Raw genomic sequence first — 16,524 nt, forward strand, 5'->3', positions numbered from 1 at the left:
AACTACGTAAGCACTGAGCGCGAATAGAAATTCTTTTGGGAAGTAACTAGATTGCTGGTGTCTACCCAAGCAGGGGCTTCACAAGACGGCGAACGCACATACCGCAAACGTCGGATTTGGAAGACTTAAATAACTAGGAAATGGAGTAATACCATGAACAACGTAGCAGGTGCAGGCGCCGCAGGTGGCGCAACAGGTAATGACGGCAACCAGACTCTGAACCAGGCATTCGACCACGCAATGCAGCAGGCAAATCAGACTCTTGCCACCACGACTATCAAGGGTGCTTCCCTTTACGCTCTGAAGCAGCGTCCGCAATAAGTCGATCACCGAGGCGTCCGGATTGCGGCTCAGGTCGCACCGGACGCCTTGGGCTGTCCGTAGTTGAGTTTTGTAAATGAGTACACCTTCGGGAAGACAAATATGACGCAATCATCAATTCAGGGTGCTCCGGTACAGGACCGCCTGGGCGGCTTCGGCTCTCGCGCGGGACAGTACTTTCGTGACCTGGTTGGATTGCGGGTCCGCATTATCGGCGGATATCACAAAGGTGTTTCCCGGACTGAAAACCAGCTTCAGTTTACAATTGGAAATGACCCGTCCGACGACCTGTGTCTGTTCGCAGAGTCGATTGAACCTTCTCATGTCAAAGTCGAGCGGAGCCATCCGTTTGCAACGACCGCCCGCATCACCGCTCAAACAGGTCCGGTAGTGCTGGAAGATGGTGTGCGCCTTGAGGCCGGCACCTTTGCGGACGTTTCCCTGCCAACCACCTTGCGCGCCAACGGGCTGACGGTGGAACTGGACAAGAATGGCAGCCTTTTCGAATTTATCCGCCCGTCGATCGCGGTTCTGCTGATCTTCGCCCTGAGCTGGCTTGCGGCAGATCTGCTGCGCGTGACCTTCGACCAGAGCGTCCTGCAGCCGGCAAACGCGGCGGTGCAAGCGATTACCAACAAGGTTGGTGCCTCCCTTCCGGCGGTCCTCACGGAAAACAAGGCGACGAAATCCGAATATAGCCAGCAGCTTCAGGAGCGCCTGCGCGCTGCCGGCCTCGCCCACCGGATCGTAATTACCGAAGGCGAAGACAATGTTCTTGTCGCAACCGGCTCCATTCCGAATGAAGACGCGGCGAATTGGCGGTCGGTTCTGAAATGGTTTGACGGCCTCGGGGCAAAATCCACGCTGATCAACAATGTCGCCAAAACCTCTGCCGGAGATGATGCTCCTGCAATCGCGAGTGTCTGGTTCCAGGACGGCAAGGCTCAGGTTCTGCTTTCAGACGGCAATGTCGTTGGCGTTGGGGATACCTATGGCGGCGGCTGGAAGATCGAAGCGATTACCCAGAACGGAATTGAAATTTCCCGCGGTGGCAAGAGTGTAACTCTGACCTTCTGAAGAGGAGCTTTGCATGGCAAAAATTGACGGCGAGTTTCGCCCGGCGCGCTCTTCAGAGTCCTATGATACAGGCACGGCCCAGCGAAGTGGCCGGACTGCGCCTGTTCGGCCCCTGAAGCCGGCAGCAGGTGCAGCTCATGCAGCACCACAGGCGCGTGCAAATGCGCCAGCGCTGAAGCAACCACCTGCCAAGTCGCAGACTGTCGAATCCGCGCCATCCCTGTCCGAAGTCTCGGCAGCCGATGTCGTTGGCCTGTCCAACATGTCCCGCTCGCGGATGATGTACAGCCTGACACGGATCGAATCGCAGCTTGACCAAATGCTCGAATCCGAGACCGACCCGACCGCCCGCGCTGAACTGGAGCTGGGCCTTCAAGTCGTAACGGAAAGCCTACGCCGCCTGTCGCTTGTGCAGGGCGGTGCCGATGCGTTGATCACGAAGTAACGTCCGTTGTTCGATCTAAGTGAGTTGGGAATGGCTGAGAAGCTTATTGACGAAGAAAACGAGGCATTTGCCGCCGAAAGCGAAACTCAGTCGGTTTCGCTGACGGAGGACGATTGCCGTACGCTTCGTTCATTGGCTGCCTATCAGCTGCGTTACGGTCAGACCGATGAGGCCATTGCGCTTTTGCTGGTCAATCGCCGCCTCTGGCCGGAAGACACCGACACTTTGCGCCTTCTGGCTCAGGGCCTGCTCAAGACCGGCCATACGGATGCGGCAGAAACGATCCTTGATGAGCTAGATGAACTTGATCCGCGTTCGTCCAGGTCCGACCAACCTATGCTGCTTCGCAGTGTCGTTCTCTTGCGCCGGATGAAAATGACTGAAGCTCGCAAGGCCTTCCTGCAATTCCTCAACCGTCGCCGTCAAAAGGGAGGCTCCTATGCTCGGTAGTCTGAGCCGTTCCCTCAGCCAGAGACAGGACCTTGTCCTTGTCGCGCTGATGATGATGACCATCGTGCTGATGATCCTGCCGATGCCAACCATCCTGCTGGATGTGTTGATCGCGCTGAACATCAGCTTCACGATCCTGATCCTGACCGTCGCGATCTATTTGAAACGCCCGGACAGCTTTTCGACTTTCCCCGCCGTAATTCTTATTGCGACGGCTTTCCGTCTTGCGATTTCCATCTCCACCACCCGTCTCATTCTCAGTGAAGCGGATGCTGGCGCGGTGATTGAAACCTTCGGTACATTCGTTACCCAGGGCAACGTGATCGTGGGTCTCGTGATCTTCCTGATCATCACCACCGTGCAGTTCCTCGTTATCACGAAGGGTTCCGAGCGCGTGGCTGAAGTGTCCGCACGTTTCGTTCTCGACGCTCTCCCGGGTCGCCAGATGAGCATTGATGCTGAATTGCGGGCGGGAGATATTACACCGGAAGAAGCCAAGGGACGCCGTCGTGCCCTTGACCGGGAAAACCAGTTTTATGGGGCCATGGATGGCGCCATGAAATTCGTCAAGGGCGATGCGATCGCCGGCCTGATTATCATTGCCGTGAACCTTATCGGCGGTATCGGCGTCGGCATGTTGCAGTATGGTCTGTCGGTTGGCGATGCGATCAACCTGTTCTCACGCCTGACAATCGGTGACGGTCTGGTTGCACAGATCCCAGCCCTGTTCATGGCGCTGTGTGCGGGTACTGTCATTACCCGTGTAAACACCGACGACCAGTCCGACCTTGGTTCGGACATGTTCAAGCAGCTGGCCAACAGCCCGCGCACACTCTGGGTTTCTGCGGTTGTGGTTGGTCTTCTCGGTCTTGTCCCGGGTTTTCCGAAGATCATCTTCTTTGCGTTGGCAGCCGGACTGGCCTTCATGGGTCTTTCGCTGTCCCGCCGCGAAAAGGCGGAAGTCGAACAGCAAGCCGCTCTTGTTCAGGAAGCTGAAGCAAACGCTGCAGTGGTTCCGGTGGAAGAAACCGAACTTGCACAGGTCGACGACCTTGCCACGATCCGTGTCAGCCCGGCTCTGATGGGAAGCTTTTCCCGAGACGCATTTATGGCTGACCGTGCCGCTGCTCTGGAAGCCTATACGTTGAATGTCGGCCTTCCCGCCCCGCGCTTCGGCGTCATGGAAGACTATGCGCTTGAAGATCGCAGCTTCGAAATCGATCTCGACGGGGTGCCTGTTTTCTCCGGCTATTTCCCTCCCGATTCGATTCTGGTTGAAGCGGATGATGAAGTTGCCGAACTTGCTGGCATCAGCACCGCACCGGTCGATGGCAGCTGGCCGTTCAGATCGCCCAAATGGGCTCCTGCACACAGCCTGAGCAAGGTCCAGTCGGCTGGCATTCCGGCCAGAACGACCGAACAGACACTGGTTGACCTGGCGCTGCATTATCTGAAGGACAATATCGGGCGCATGCTCGGCTTCCGCGACGTGCAGGGGTTGATCAATGACCTCAACGCAACAAGCCCGGAATTGGCAGAACATATCAGCCAGACCGTGAGCCCGGCGCGCATGCTGGATATCCTGCGCCGTCTTCTGGAAGAAGGCGTACCACTGTCGTCTCGCAGGGTGTTCTTTGAAGCTGTTGCCGAACTCGGCGGCCAGGAACAGGACAGCGCCCTTTTGGTGGAAATGATCAGACGGTCCATGCGTCGTCAAATCTGCAACAACATCGCAGATCGGAACCGCGTGATCTCCGCCTATATCGTTGAGCCGGATCTCGAACAGGCGCTGCGGTCTTCCCTGCGCCATACGGAAACAGGCAGCTACCTGATGCTGTCGAACACCACATCCGCGATGCTGCTTCAGCAGCTTCAGAAAGTCGCAATGCCGTCTCAGGGCAACGTCACCGAGCCGGTGATTGCGACGTCAACAGATCTGCGTCGTCATCTTCGCAGTTACCTGGTTGAACATGGCCTGACATCAAAGGTCGTCTCCTTCCAGGAAATCTCGCCGGAGTTCTATCTCCAGCCAATAGGGACACTGTCAGGGGCGGAAGAACCCTTCAAAATGTCCATGAGTTTCTCGAACTAGGAAACAGGGAAAGTAGGAGCGTCAAATGAATCCGATTGGAGCAGCACCGGCCGCAGCGCAGGGTGCAAATCAGCAGAATGGTGTGGATGATCAGAGCCAGAAGGCCGCACAGTCCTTCATGGGTACTATCCAGATGATGGTCTTGAAGGAAGTTCAGAAGGTTGGCCAGGAAAACGCTGGCTAAACCTGACATCTTTCATGCAATTGAGGCCTAGTAATGAGTATTGAAGCCATTGGAGCAGCCTCCGCGCAAGCGCAGGCTGCCAATGTGCAGGTCCGTCAGGAAATCCCGGTTTCCGAGATGGGTCAGCATGAACAGACATCCGTTGGAAAAGCCGAATTTCAGCAGACCCTGACCAACGTCTATGAGACGATTCAGGAGTATGCGACATCCAATCCGGCTGACCCGAACGCTGCGCCGACCGACCCGGTTGCCGCAGAGAAAGACGCTCTGTTGCCTTCGCCTTACGAAATTCATCCAACTAGTATGGCGGAAAGTGACACATCAGTAACCAATCCCGTCCAAGATAACGGAACGGAAGTTTTGGTTAAGAGCTTCGACCACGCCATTTCGCTCGCGTTGCTGAACCAGGTTATCAGCGGCATCTCGAGCACGACGAGCAGCTTGATTCGTCAGTCCTGACGTAAATTCAGGTCTGAAATCAACCGCACCGGGTCGGAGCCGTTACGGATGGATAGATAAGTATGTATGTACTGTCCCCACTCAAGCGGATCCTGCCCACAGGGCGATTCGTGGCAGCGATATTACTCGCTGCCTTTCTGGCGGGGTGTCAGTCTGAGCTTTACAGCAAGCTTGACGAGCGTCAGATCAACGAAATGACCTCCGTTCTGGAATCGAACGGCATCTCGGTCACCCGCGAGCGCGACAAAGACGGCACTTACACGATCTTCATCGAGCGTGGCGAGTTCGCCCGCGCTGTCGGGATTCTGTCGCAACATGGCCTGCCGCGCGAGAGCTTCAACGGCCTCGGCGACATCTTCAGCAGCGAAAAACTTGTTTCCACGGCCTTTGAAGAAAAGGCTCGCTTCATCCATGCTCTCAATCAGGAACTGGCTGACAGCCTGACGCGTATCGCCGGTGTAACATCGGCACGGGTTCACATCACCTTGCCGGAAAAGGCGCCGCTGGAAGAAGAATCGAAGCCCTCGCGGGCCGCGGTCTTCGTCTACCATTCCCCGGACATAAACCTTAATCCGCAGATCCCGGTCATCAAAAACCTCATTGTGTCAAGCGTTGAAAGCCTGAACTACGAGGATGTAACCGTTGCCCTTTTCCCTGCTGATTCACCGCAAATGACGCAATCGGTCACATCGCAGCTAAAGCAACTGCCCACACTGCCGATTGCAATCCTGATTGCCGCCATCTTCTTGTTCTTCGCCTTCAAGAAAACCAGCTCACGGACGCGTCCGCGCGGTCGGGTGGACTAGAGGAACCAGATGGCTGCGCATTCACCACTGCCGGAAAAAGAAATCGTTTCCCTTTCGATGATCCATCCAGACTGGGTCGACGCTCCAGGCGCAAGCCTCGGAGCGCCGTCTGTCGTCGGTATTCTTATGGAGAACCCGCGGATCAACCGAAAGGTGGTCGAACTGGTCCTTCAGGATAACAACCTGCTTTATGATGACATTCTGGAGTGCAGTTCCGAAGACGCGCTGGCAGCACGGCTGGTCTTTGAGAACCTGAACCGTTTTGCCTTGCAGGTCGGCCTTGTCCTTTATGGTGATTACCTCGCCTCGATGGTCGACCGTTCCATGCTGGGCCAATTGACCGAGCAGTTTGATATCACCGACATGCGGCGTGCCGTACGTTTGCGCAGTCTGGCGAACTATCGGGACGACACGCATTTCAGTGCCGTGCAGTTTCCGGACATTGTCATGGCCGCCGGCAAGACCTGCATCTACGCGTGGTCGGAATCCGTTCCCTATGAACTTCAGGGGCGCGTTCAGCTGATTTTCCCGAAGTCGCAGATCGAAGCCTTGCCCTATTTCAAGAAACGTTGCCAAAGCGCGGCTGACGTGGTGCGGGCCGTTGCACAGAATGTCGGCCTGCCGTCATCTTCGAGAGGTGCCGCCCGATGAGTAGGCATTATACGGGCCGCATCGTCAAGCTGAAGGGCGCCGAGGGCGGTGAAGCAAAGCCTGGAGAACATGGCACTGCCACTCCCATCTTGAGCGAGGAAGAACAGGCCAAAACCGTTCTTGAGCAAGCTCAGGCTGATGCCGACCAGCTTATTGCGGAAGCAGAAGAGCGAGCCGCAGCGATCCTTGAAGAAGCTGAACAGCAGGCCATTGTACGCGGCAAGAAAGCGGCAGTTCTCAAGTTTCTCGAACTGTCCTCCCGGCTGGAGGCCGATATCTATTCTCTCGAAGGCGAAGTTGCGAACATCGTCAGCGACAGTGTGGAACGCATTCTGGCGACGACGCCGAAGGAAGATCAGCTATCTGGGATCGTTCGCGCGGCCATTCGCGACTTCCGGCACCGGCGTTCCCTTGAGCTCAATGTTGCCGAGGAAGACCATACCTATGTGAGCGAGGTGGTCCGCGAAGCACAGAAGGGCAAGACCCACCCGATCAAGGACGTGAAGACCGCTCCACATCTATCTCCGGGCGAATGCCAGCTGACAGACGGTGCCGCGGAATTGCGCATTGATGTGGAGACCCAGCTTGCGGCCCTTCGCCATGCGCTGAATACGCCAGAGTCTGAATCAGCTGACCGGCTGGCCAGCTAGGAGGAGCCAATCCATGCCCTCTTCAGGCCATGCAGTCATAGAAACCCTCAGCCGACGCTTGCAAAACGCGCGCCTCTATCGCTCCGTTGGACGATTGATGGACATATCGCCCGTCCGCCTGACCGCCCGCATCGAAGACGTTGCCATCGGCGACATTTGCGAAATGACGGACCGGGGAACCGGCTATACGGGCTTTGCCCGCGTGGTGTCGATCAACAGCGGCACAGCTATTCTTGCTCCACTGGGTGCGATCGAAGGACTTTCTGCCGGAGCTGAAGTCATTCCGACCCGAGAAGATTTCACCTTCCCATGCGGCGATGGCCTGCTGGGAAAGATGCTGGATGGCCTTGGTCAACCACTTGAAAACGCCGTTACCACATCCGGTTCTGGTTGGGTGCGGCGCCGTGTCTCGCCGACCCTGATCAATCCACTCTCGCGACCACCAATCGACACCATTTTTGAAAGCGGTGTGCGGGCCATCGACGGGCTCAACACGCTCGGCGAAGGTCAGCGTATCGGCCTTTTCGGTGATCCGGGATCCGGTAAATCCACGCTGATGGGCAGCCTTGCCCGAAACTGCAATGCCGATGTGTGCGTCCTTGCCATGATCGGCGAACGTGGCCGTGAAGTACGAGAGTTCATGGAACGTCAGTTGCCGCCGGAATTCCGCGCGCGCAGTGTCGTCGTGGCCTCCACGTCCGATAGCCCGGCCATGCAGCGTATTCTCGGCGGCTACATCGCCACATCCATCGCGGAGTATTTCCGCGATCAGGGCAAGAGCGTTTTGCTGCTGTTCGATAGTGTTACCCGTTTTGCCCGCGCGCTGCGCGAGGTTGGCCTTGCTGCCGGGGAGGCTGCAGTCCGCCGCGGGTTCACGCCGTCCGTTTATGCCGAACTGCCGCGCTTGATCGAGCGTTGCGGCAAGACGGACAAGGGCAGCATCACCGCCATTTACACCGTTCTGACGGAAAACGAAGGGCTGGACGATCCGATTGCCGAGGAAGTGCGAAGCATCACCGACGGGCATATCATCCTGTCCTCGGAACTTGCCCATTCGGGTCGCTATCCGGCGATTGATGTCCTGCAGAGCCGAAGCCGCCTGATGAACGAAATCGTTTCGACGGACCACATGCAGGCCTCTTCCAAGGTCCGCATGCTCATGTCCAAGTTTCAGGAAATCGAGCTCCTGCTTCAGGTCGGTGAATTCAAGGCCGGCGCCGATGCGCTCGCCGATGAGGCAATCGAGAAGCGGGACGAGATCGCAAAACTCCTGACCCAGAACTCGCACAGCGGTGCCCCTTACGCGGAAACGCTGGAGCGGTTGATTGCCTGTGCGGGAACAGGACATGCGTGAACTCAAGAAACTCCAGTTTCTGGTAGAAACTCGAGAAAAGGCCGCCCGAGTTGCGGTGGAAACGGCCAAACAGCGCCTGACGCAAGCACAGGAAGCTGAACGACAGCAGGGTGAGACGGTAAAGGACTACGCAGAAAACGCCGAAGCGCGACGCAGGGCAAGAAACAAGGAGCTCCTCTCCGGACCGACCTCTACGTCACAAATTGCGCTTAACTCGTTACAATTTGCGCTGTCTAAAGAAGAAATTAATAACGAACTCGTCAAACTCGGAACACTGACGGAAAACACCAGGGAATCAGAAGCGATTGTCGAGGAGCAGAATCAGGCGCTTCGGGATCTGGTGATGAAACAAAAGAAGCTGGAAGAACTGCAGAAAAAGATCGCCAAGCTGCATCGACGCAAGGAGTTGAGCAAGTCCAACAGTCGGTAACAGGTCAGGCGATCGTTTTGAAAGAAAATGATGACCAACCCGAGGACGCTTCAGAATCTGGAAAAAGCCATTGCTCGAACCGCGCACCATGGAGCGGGCGAGCCGGCAAGAGGTGCTGATGTCTTATCTGACGCTCTGGTCGGACGTGAACCGGACATGGCTGAAATGCCACAACGGACTCAGCGGCCTGCCAGACGCAAGCCTGCCCCGCAAAAGCAGGGCAAATTCCAGCTTGAGCGTGGCGCATTGAACGACCCGCAACCCGAAACCTTTCGGCAAACCTGGCTGGCTAATCCGGGCGAGATGCCGTTTTACGACTACGGCTTCGATGGCGAACTTGTGCCTGCAGAAGAATGGCTCGGCGATGCTGGAATCCCCGGCTATGAAGTTTACGGTCAGCTTGGCGAGGAAGACTTCTCGCTGGTTCTCTCCGGAGACCTCGTCGAGTTCATGTCCGCACAGCTCCCAGAACCGGTTTTGCTCGGAGACGCGACGTCGATTGACCGCGCGTTGCTGCTTGAGCATTTCCTGACGCCGCTGCTTACCGTGCTTGAAGACACATTCGGTCGTGAGGTTTCCTTTTCCGGAGCGGAAATGGTTGAACCCGCCGATGTGCCAATCGACGTATACGGCATGCTGAACAGTTCCGGCGGCGGCTTCCCCGTTGGCCTTGTCTCCCAGAGCCCGCGTTTTTGGGCCCTTCTTCACACACTCAATACCAAGCGGGTTTCCGGTCTGGTCAAACGTGAAGTCCAGATCAGCTTCGGCTCCGTAATCCTGATGCCGGAGGACCTCTCCGAGCTTGGCCCGGGGGATGTGATCGTGCTTGAGGAAGCGCAAGGGCCTGAACTGCAGGGAGATCTCCTTGTGGAAGGCCAGTCCGCGCATGCCATCATCGTGACACCCAGCAAGGCCGTAATCGTGAAAGCGCCGGAGGAAGAGGAGATCGTGCCTCATCCGGATGATTATGTCCTGAGTTTCGTTCCGGCCAAACTGGCGATGACGGACAACGAGATACTTGCCTTGAAGCCGGGTGCGGAGCTGCCTTTCAAGCGCCCCGAGAACGGCGCTGTCGAAATCCTGTGCAACGGCAAACGCGCCGGTGCAGGTAATCTTGTCCTTCAGGACGGGTGCATGGGGATCAAGGTCAAGGAAATTACCTTCTGATGCTGAACCTTGCCGAAAATTCCTTCGGGATCATTGCCCTCGTCTTCTTCATGGCATTTCTGCCGCTCATTGCAGTGACAGTGACGGCCTTTGCCAAGATCGCGATCGTTCTGATGATCGTCCGCAATGCGACCGGACTTCAGAACCTGCCGCCAAATGTCGTCATGTATGGTCTGGCGATCATCCTGTCGGCCTATATCGCTTTCCCGATGGTTTCGGACTCGTTTGAGAGGGTCCAGAATACCGTTCCTGCCTTCGAGACTGCAGAGGACTGGATGAAGGCCGGCGAGGAAGGCTCGGCTCCGCTGAAGGAGTTTTTGAAAAAACACGCTGATGAGAAGCAAACGGCATTCTTCCTGTCGTCAACCCGCAAGATCTGGGGCGACAAATATGCAGACGATGCCACCCCAGATGATCTCGTCATTCTGGTTCCCAGCTTCCTGCTTTCGGAGCTGACCAAGGCCTTCGAGATCGGCTTTCTTCTGTTCCTGCCCTTCATCGCCATCGACATCATTGTCACGACCGTGCTTATCGCGCTCGGCATGATGATGGTTCCCCCATCCACGATCGCCATACCCTTCAAACTGATGCTGTTTGTCTTTGTTGAAGGATGGAGCAAGATTGTTCAGGGCCTGCTCCTGACATACGCTTGAGGGGAGTGAGAGCATGACTGAAGGCGCATTTGCCAACATCCTCTACGAGTTCCTCTACGCCGCCGTGATCTTCACGGCGCCGCCACTATTGGTGGCGACGCTGATTGCGTTCCTCGTCGGTCTTTTTCAGGCCGTGACGCAGATTCAGGAACAGACACTTCCGCAGACCCTCAAGATCGTCGTGATCACTCTCATTCTGCTGTTCTTTGGAAATGTGCTGGCCGCTCCGCTCTACGCAACGACGCTGAACATCTTCAACAACTTCGGTGCGATTGTGAACTGACCATGATCATGGACGAGGTTGCCCAACAGATCCTTTTGCAGTCTGTCTTCGACAACCTGAAGATCTTAGTGCTCGCGACCGCCCGCCCGTTCGGCCTGACGATGACGTTCATGGCCTTCGGCTGGGCACACCTCAATGTCGGCGTTCTGCGGATGGTCTTTGCAATTGCCGTTGCTCTTCCCGTTGCCCTGCCTCTTATCAGCTTGCAGCAGAGCAACTTGCCTGACCTTCCCTATCCTTACGTGCTGGTTCTGGTGAAGGAGATCTTCATTGGCGGCGTTTTTGGCTGGGTGGCGTCTTTGCCATTCGCCATTGCTGCATCCAGCGGACACATCATCGATGCCTATCGGGGCGGCACCAGCGGGGACCCGGATCCGGGTGGCGGTCAGATAACGCCCTATGCCAAGCTCTTTCTTGTCATGAGCCTGTTCCTGTTTGCCTCGCTGAACGGGTTCTGGATCCTGACGGACACAATCTATTCGACCTACGCCGTGTGGCCCATGTTCGATGCCCTGCCGCTGCAGCGTGGGTTTGAACCCTTTGCCATCTTCATGGTCCTTGAGTCTCTCGTGAGCTCCGCGCTCGTCATCGCGGCCCCGTTGCTCCTCTTGATGTTTGCAACAGACCTCATCTTTTTGCTCGCCACGAAATTCGGCAAGCAGATCAACGTCAGTCACCTGGCCTTTTCGGTAAAGAACGTGGTCTCCCTGATCATGTTGCCGATCATGTGCCTCATTCTCATCCGGCTATTCAAAGGCGAGTTGACGCATATGTTTGACGTCGACAAGCTCCTGAAAGGAGTACTGCCGTGAGCGGAGATACATCAGAAGAGAAAAATCTTCCCGCCACGGAGCACACGCTCCGAAAAGCGCGGGAAAAAGGTCAGGTTTCTTCAAGCAAGGACTTCGTGACCATGCTCGTCACCCTGGGCGGGCTTTTTTACGTCATCATGGCCTGGCCGCAGTTTGTACGGGTATTTTCCGATGCCCTGAACATATCCATTCAGGGCTTTGGTCAGGACCTGGAAGATACTTATCGCTACACATTCGTCGTATCGATTGTGGAGACCCTTCGCATCCTGTCGCCTTTGGTAGCCATTCTGCTCCTGACGATTTTCCTTTCAAACATCCTGCACAAGAAGGGCATCCCCTTCTCCATGCATCCCGTGACCCCGGACTTCAACAAGATCAATCCGGTGAACGGGTTCAAGAAGATGTTTGGCGCCCGCGGCATGACGGAGTTCGCGATATCGCTGCTCAAGGTCATTTTCTGGTTCATCGTGGCAGGCATTCTGATTTGGACCGCCCTTCCCTCCATTTTGAACAGCCCAATTTGCGAGTTTCCCTGCACGACTGCGGTTTCCAACGACCTTCTGATCAAGCTCATTCTTGCGGCGGCCATTCTGCTTGTCATCGGAGGCATATTGGATCTCCCCTTGCAGGAAGCCTTGTTCAAGCGCGAACAGAAGATGACCCGTACACAGCTCAAGAAGGAGCTGAAGGAAACCATGGGTAACCCGGAATACAAGGGAGCCCGCAAGGAAGCTCATCGCGAGATGACGCAGGTTAATACGACCGCGGGCCGGAATGCGGTGGCTAACCTTGTCATCAGCGGAGGCGACGTTGCTATCGCGCTGCGCTTCAATGCAGAAGATACGCCAGTGCCGATTGTCATCGCGAAGGGCAAGGGCGAACACGGCGACGAGATCATGGAAAGTTCCGGCAAATTGGGTGTTCCGATCGAGCACGATCCGGAGTTGGCGCTGGACCTGTTCCGCACCCTGGGAACCGGACAACAGATCGAGGAACGGCAGTTCCAGAAGGTCGCCTTGCTGATCATCCGGAACGGCCTTCTCTAAAAGGGCCGCCGCGGAAAGCAAAAAAGCCGCCCAAACGGGCGGCTTTTTCATTATTTGCGCTAAGCTGGATTAGAGCTTGTCGGACACGGCTGTCGAAACAGCACCTTCCGGCTTCTTGGTGATGACAGGATCGGAACCGCCAGCAAGAAGCGTATCGACCGTCCGTTCATAGGCAGACATGTCCAGCTTGCCGTCAGAGCCATTCACCAGCTTGTTGATCTCTCCAACCATGCGGACCTGATGCTTTTCGGTCTGTGCCCCGGTGGCATCGTTTTCAAGAATGATGTCTGCCGCCTCTTCCGGGTTCTCAGCCGCATAGGCCCAGCCCTTCATCGATGCGCGGACAAAGCGGGCAAGCTTGTCGACCATATCCGGATTTTCAAGGCTGCTTTCAAGAACGTAGAGCCCGTCTTCCAGCGTCGCAACGCCCTGATCCTCATACTTGAACACCACCAGCTCTTCTGCCGGAATTCCGGCGTCAATGACCTGCCAGTATTCATTGTAGGTCATGGTAGAGATGCAGTCGGCCTGCTTCTGCAGGAGCGGGTCAACGTTGAAGCCCTGCTTCAGGACGGTTACACCGCCATCACTTCCATCAGTGGGGATGCCCAGTTGGCTCATCCAGGACAGGAAGGGATATTCGTTGCCGAAGAACCAGACGCCAAGGGTCTTGCCGCGGAAATCCTCCGGCGACGTGATACCGGTTTCCTTCCGACAGGTCAGCATCATTCCGGACTTCTGGAATGGCTGGGCAATATTGACCAGCGGCACACCCTTTTCACGAGATGCCAGTGCGGACGGCATCCAGTCGATGATCACGTCTGCGCCGCCACCGGCGATAACCTGCGGCGGTGCAATGTCAGGACCACCCGGCTTGATGGTGACATCGAGGTTTTCTTCTTCATAGAACCCCTTGTCCTTGGCAACATAGTACCCGGCAAACTGGCCCTGTGTTACCCATTTCAGTTGGAGCGTAAGTTCATCAGCAGCGTTTGCCCCGCCCACGCAGAAACTCGCCGTCATGGCGGTCGCCGCCAAAGCGGTCGCCCAAGATTTCAATGCCATTCCCCCTACTCCTCTTCCTCTCCAAGGATGCATTCCGAATTTCCATTGAGCCAATGGAAGATGGGCCACAGCTGACGCAGTCGCGTCACGCAAGGGCCACCCTGACTTCTTGTGGTCCCAGAATTCGCGTCCTCCGGCGCATTCTGACCAATTGGTCAAGAAATCGTAGGAAACAGCTTGGTCACTGGTCAAGAGGAAACTTCCTAAAGGCCGCTTTCATCGCATGATAACAGGTATGCCTACACCTGCTGGCAGATATCCCTATCCGTTTTACCCTGCGTTATTTTTAAGCTGTTAGTCCTGAATGAGGATCTTTGGTCAGATTCGCAAATCGGTCGGGAGCGAATGGGAAACGCAGTCAAACTACAGAATATTATGGTGCTGACGTCTCATGTCATGCTCCCTCAATTCCGCAAAACCAGCCTGCATTTCGTTGTAGAAGAATGGGCCCGCAGCGGTCACACAATCTATTTCACCACTGTTGGCTATAGTGCACTGAGCTGGCTCAAGGGTGACAAACGATACCCTGCCTTGCAAGACACTCAGCGTAACCGATATGTTCCGGCTGCCCCGAATATCTATTGCGGAGCGCACCTCCCCTTGCTTCACGCGTTCAGTTCGGGGATCCCGCTTTTGTCCGGCCTCGAAATGCGATTGTTCAGCCTTTACGGCAATCACTTGCCGGATTTCATCACCAAACGCCTGGAAGCGGCAGATATTGTGGTTCTTGAAAGCGGGACACCGCTGGCCTTTTTCCATCGCATCAAGGCTCTGAAGCCGTCAGTCCGGATCATCTATTTCTGCCGCGACATGCTGACGTCCATTGGAGCCAGCACGGCGCTGATGGAAGCGGAAAAGGACGTGGTGCGTGGTGCTGATCTCATCGTAGTTCCCTCACCCCGGATTGCGGACCAATTCGAACTTGCAGGAGACGTACGGTTTATCCCTCAAGGCATCGACAAGTCACTCTTTTCCGAAGCGCGACAGAGCCCCTTTCCGTTCGGCACTAAGAATGGACTGGTTGTCGGCGATATGCTCTTCGATCAGGGGGCTGTTGCCGCTTGTGCCGCGGCAAACCCGGACATCTACGTCCATCTTTTCGGGATCAATTGGCACGGCGCTCATAGAGACAACGTGATCATTCACGGCGAGGTTTCGTTTGAGACGCTTGTACCTTACCTGCAGCATGCAGATTTTGGCTTTGCGCCATATACTGCCGGACCTGACGAAGTCTATCTCGCAGAATCCAGCCTCAAACTGCTCCAGTATGCAACGTGCCTTCTTCCGACGCTTTTGCCCGAAAACATACCCGGATCTCGCGGAAATGAAGTGCGGTATTCCGTAGACCGAGAACCGGATTGGAATGATGTCGTGAATGCGGCCCTGCGCATGCCCAGAGATCCGAAGTGGCGTGAAGGAATTCTCGATTGGGCGGATGTGGCCAGTAATATCCTTTCCCCGCTCACCGACCGGTCTATCGGCTTTGTGCACGATATGAAGGGGCCCAGATCAAACCCATCACCTGACTCTAACGGAGAAAAACCGATACACCCTAACGTATCGGTCGTGCGGACCTGATGGCGATGTCACCGCAGGCGGATAAGCAGAGCTTCCTGATCCCTGGATACAATGAGGGACGCCTAAAGGAGAAGATCCACAATCTACTCTGGCGACTGATGACGCCTCTTTCGGATGAGACCTATATTCGGCTGAAATATCGCATTCTGCAGGGTCGTTGGCCAAATCTGGATCGCCCTCAACGATACACCGAAAAAATTCTCTATCGAATTTTGCATGATCGAAACCCGGCCTACACGCCACTCATTGATAAGGCCGCTGCAAAGGAAATAGTCGCGGCGAAAATTGGTCATGAATACATCATCCCAACCTATTGGGTGGGTACTGATCTGACCCAAATAAGCTGGTCGAGCATTCCCAAACCTTTCATCGTCAAACCAACCCATACGAGCGGTCAGGGCGCGACGATTTATGATCAGGCTGATCTGGAACTTTTTCTAGAGAAAGGTGTTCACCGCAAATGGTCGCTCATTCGACATGATAGGTTCAATCGGGAATGGGCATACTCGCTGATCGAACCGCGCATTATAATCGAGAAAATGGTCAAGACTTCAAAGGGTATCCCTTGGGATTACCGGTTCTATGTCTTTGACGGAACAGTGCGGCTTATCGAGATCAACATCCGTGAGGATGGCAAAGGCTATTCTTCTCTTCTGTCGCCAGACTGGGAATTGCTCGATATCCGAGACCCCCTGTTCCTCCCGCCCTATCCGAATACAATCCCGCGTCCTTGCAGACTTGCGGATATGCTGGAAATTGCTTCGGATCTTGGTCGCGAGCACGATTTCGTGCGCGTTGACCTATATGCCGATGAGAACTGGATAAAGTTTGGAGAACTTACCTTCTATCCCGCAGGCGGATATGAACGCTTTGAGCCCGATGAGACAGATATTTGGTTGGGAGGTTTTTGGGATCAGCGTTGCGGATCCTGAAATTCCTGAAATCTGTTGAAGAGTTATATCTGTTCTTTGCAGGCCTGGCGGCGACCTACTCTCCCGCGT

The 16,524-nt window shown here is 55.6% G+C and carries 20 protein-coding genes; 19 read left to right on the plus strand and 1 reads right to left on the minus strand.

The genetic code is table 11. The annotated features are described in order from the left end of the window. Positions 1-153 precede the first annotated feature (153 nt). The 17 genes from F0155_RS23420 to F0155_RS12315 all read left to right on the plus strand — a co-directional run bounded on the left by F0155_RS23420 (position 154) and on the right by F0155_RS12315 (position 12,880). Complete coding sequence (locus F0155_RS23420) at positions 154-321, plus strand: hypothetical protein (RefSeq protein WP_161599801.1); 168 nt, start codon at positions 154-156, stop codon at positions 319-321. A 102-nt stretch (positions 322-423) separates the two neighbouring features. Further along, a complete protein-coding gene (locus tag F0155_RS12245) occupies positions 424-1,398 on the plus strand; it encodes a SctD/MshK family protein (protein WP_150524796.1) in 975 nt (324 codons plus the stop codon). 13 nt (positions 1,399-1,411) lie between these two features. Then, entirely contained in the window at positions 1,412-1,843 is a 432-nt protein-coding gene (locus tag F0155_RS12250; RefSeq protein ID WP_150524797.1) for a hypothetical protein, read from the plus strand. Between the two features lie 30 nt (positions 1,844-1,873). Then, on the plus strand, positions 1,874-2,293 hold the full coding sequence (locus F0155_RS12255; RefSeq protein WP_150524798.1) for a tetratricopeptide repeat protein: 420 nt from the start codon (positions 1,874-1,876) through the stop codon (positions 2,291-2,293). Further along, a complete protein-coding gene (gene sctV, locus F0155_RS12260; RefSeq protein ID WP_150524799.1) occupies positions 2,283-4,385 on the plus strand; it encodes a type III secretion system export apparatus subunit SctV in 2,103 nt (700 codons plus the stop codon). The genes F0155_RS12255 and sctV overlap by 11 nt, the downstream gene beginning before the upstream one ends. Before the next feature lie 25 nt (positions 4,386-4,410). Further along, positions 4,411-4,569, plus strand: coding sequence for a hypothetical protein (locus F0155_RS23425; RefSeq protein WP_161599802.1), 159 nt, complete (start codon positions 4,411-4,413; stop codon positions 4,567-4,569). A gap of 33 nt (positions 4,570-4,602) precedes the next feature. Further along, on the plus strand, positions 4,603-5,028 hold the full coding sequence (locus tag F0155_RS12265; RefSeq protein ID WP_150524800.1) for a hypothetical protein: 426 nt from the start codon (positions 4,603-4,605) through the stop codon (positions 5,026-5,028). A 110-nt stretch (positions 5,029-5,138) separates the two neighbouring features. Further along, complete coding sequence (gene sctJ, locus F0155_RS12270; RefSeq protein WP_161599803.1) at positions 5,139-5,834, plus strand: type III secretion system inner membrane ring lipoprotein SctJ; 696 nt, start codon at positions 5,139-5,141, stop codon at positions 5,832-5,834. A 9-nt stretch (positions 5,835-5,843) separates the two neighbouring features. Next, positions 5,844-6,485 carry a hypothetical protein gene (locus F0155_RS12275; protein WP_150524802.1) on the plus strand — a complete coding sequence of 214 codons (642 nt, stop codon included), beginning with the start codon at positions 5,844-5,846 and terminating at the stop codon, positions 6,483-6,485. Then, positions 6,482-7,135, plus strand: coding sequence for a FliH/SctL family protein (locus F0155_RS12280; RefSeq protein WP_150524803.1), 654 nt, complete (start codon positions 6,482-6,484; stop codon positions 7,133-7,135). The genes F0155_RS12275 and F0155_RS12280 overlap by 4 nt, the downstream gene beginning before the upstream one ends. A gap of 13 nt (positions 7,136-7,148) precedes the next feature. Beyond that, positions 7,149-8,489 (plus strand): FliI/YscN family ATPase, encoded by a 1,341-nt coding sequence (locus tag F0155_RS12285; RefSeq protein ID WP_150524804.1) that lies wholly within the window; start codon positions 7,149-7,151, stop codon positions 8,487-8,489. Beyond that, positions 8,482-8,919, plus strand: coding sequence for a hypothetical protein (locus F0155_RS12290; protein ID WP_150524805.1), 438 nt, complete (start codon positions 8,482-8,484; stop codon positions 8,917-8,919). Before F0155_RS12285 ends, F0155_RS12290 begins: the two co-directional genes overlap by 8 nt. 165 nt (positions 8,920-9,084) lie before the next feature. Continuing rightward, positions 9,085-10,086, plus strand: coding sequence for a FliM/FliN family flagellar motor switch protein (locus F0155_RS12295; protein WP_161599804.1), 1,002 nt, complete (start codon positions 9,085-9,087; stop codon positions 10,084-10,086). Further along, on the plus strand, positions 10,086-10,739 hold the full coding sequence (gene sctR / locus F0155_RS12300; RefSeq protein ID WP_150524807.1) for a type III secretion system export apparatus subunit SctR: 654 nt from the start codon (positions 10,086-10,088) through the stop codon (positions 10,737-10,739). Before F0155_RS12295 ends, sctR begins: the two co-directional genes overlap by 1 nt. 13 nt (positions 10,740-10,752) lie before the next feature. Next, positions 10,753-11,022, plus strand: coding sequence for an EscS/YscS/HrcS family type III secretion system export apparatus protein (locus F0155_RS12305; RefSeq protein WP_150524808.1), 270 nt, complete (start codon positions 10,753-10,755; stop codon positions 11,020-11,022). A gap of 2 nt (positions 11,023-11,024) precedes the next feature. Continuing rightward, on the plus strand, positions 11,025-11,834 hold the full coding sequence (locus F0155_RS12310; protein WP_150524809.1) for an EscT/YscT/HrcT family type III secretion system export apparatus protein: 810 nt from the start codon (positions 11,025-11,027) through the stop codon (positions 11,832-11,834). Beyond that, positions 11,831-12,880 (plus strand): EscU/YscU/HrcU family type III secretion system export apparatus switch protein, encoded by a 1,050-nt coding sequence (locus F0155_RS12315; RefSeq protein ID WP_150524810.1) that lies wholly within the window; start codon positions 11,831-11,833, stop codon positions 12,878-12,880. The genes F0155_RS12310 and F0155_RS12315 overlap by 4 nt, the downstream gene beginning before the upstream one ends. A 69-nt stretch (positions 12,881-12,949) precedes the next feature. Here F0155_RS12315 and F0155_RS12320 read toward each other — a convergent pair whose 3' ends face one another. Next, complete coding sequence (locus F0155_RS12320) at positions 12,950-13,903, minus strand: ABC transporter substrate-binding protein (protein WP_425299924.1); 954 nt, start codon at positions 13,901-13,903, stop codon at positions 12,950-12,952. 417 nt (positions 13,904-14,320) lie between these two features. Here F0155_RS12320 and F0155_RS12325 point away from each other — a divergent pair, with 417 nt between their 5' ends. Beyond that, on the plus strand, positions 14,321-15,523 hold the full coding sequence (locus tag F0155_RS12325) for a GumK N-terminal domain-containing glycosyltransferase (protein WP_425299925.1): 1,203 nt from the start codon (positions 14,321-14,323) through the stop codon (positions 15,521-15,523). Continuing rightward, on the plus strand, positions 15,523-16,455 hold the full coding sequence (locus F0155_RS12330; protein ID WP_204934455.1) for an ATP-grasp fold amidoligase family protein: 933 nt from the start codon (positions 15,523-15,525) through the stop codon (positions 16,453-16,455). The genes F0155_RS12325 and F0155_RS12330 overlap by 1 nt, the downstream gene beginning before the upstream one ends. The last annotated feature ends 69 nt before the right edge of the window (positions 16,456-16,524 follow it).

Source organism: Roseibium sediminis (assembly GCF_008711325.1).
Classification (GTDB): Bacteria; Pseudomonadota; Alphaproteobacteria; order Rhizobiales; family Stappiaceae; genus Roseibium; species Roseibium sediminis.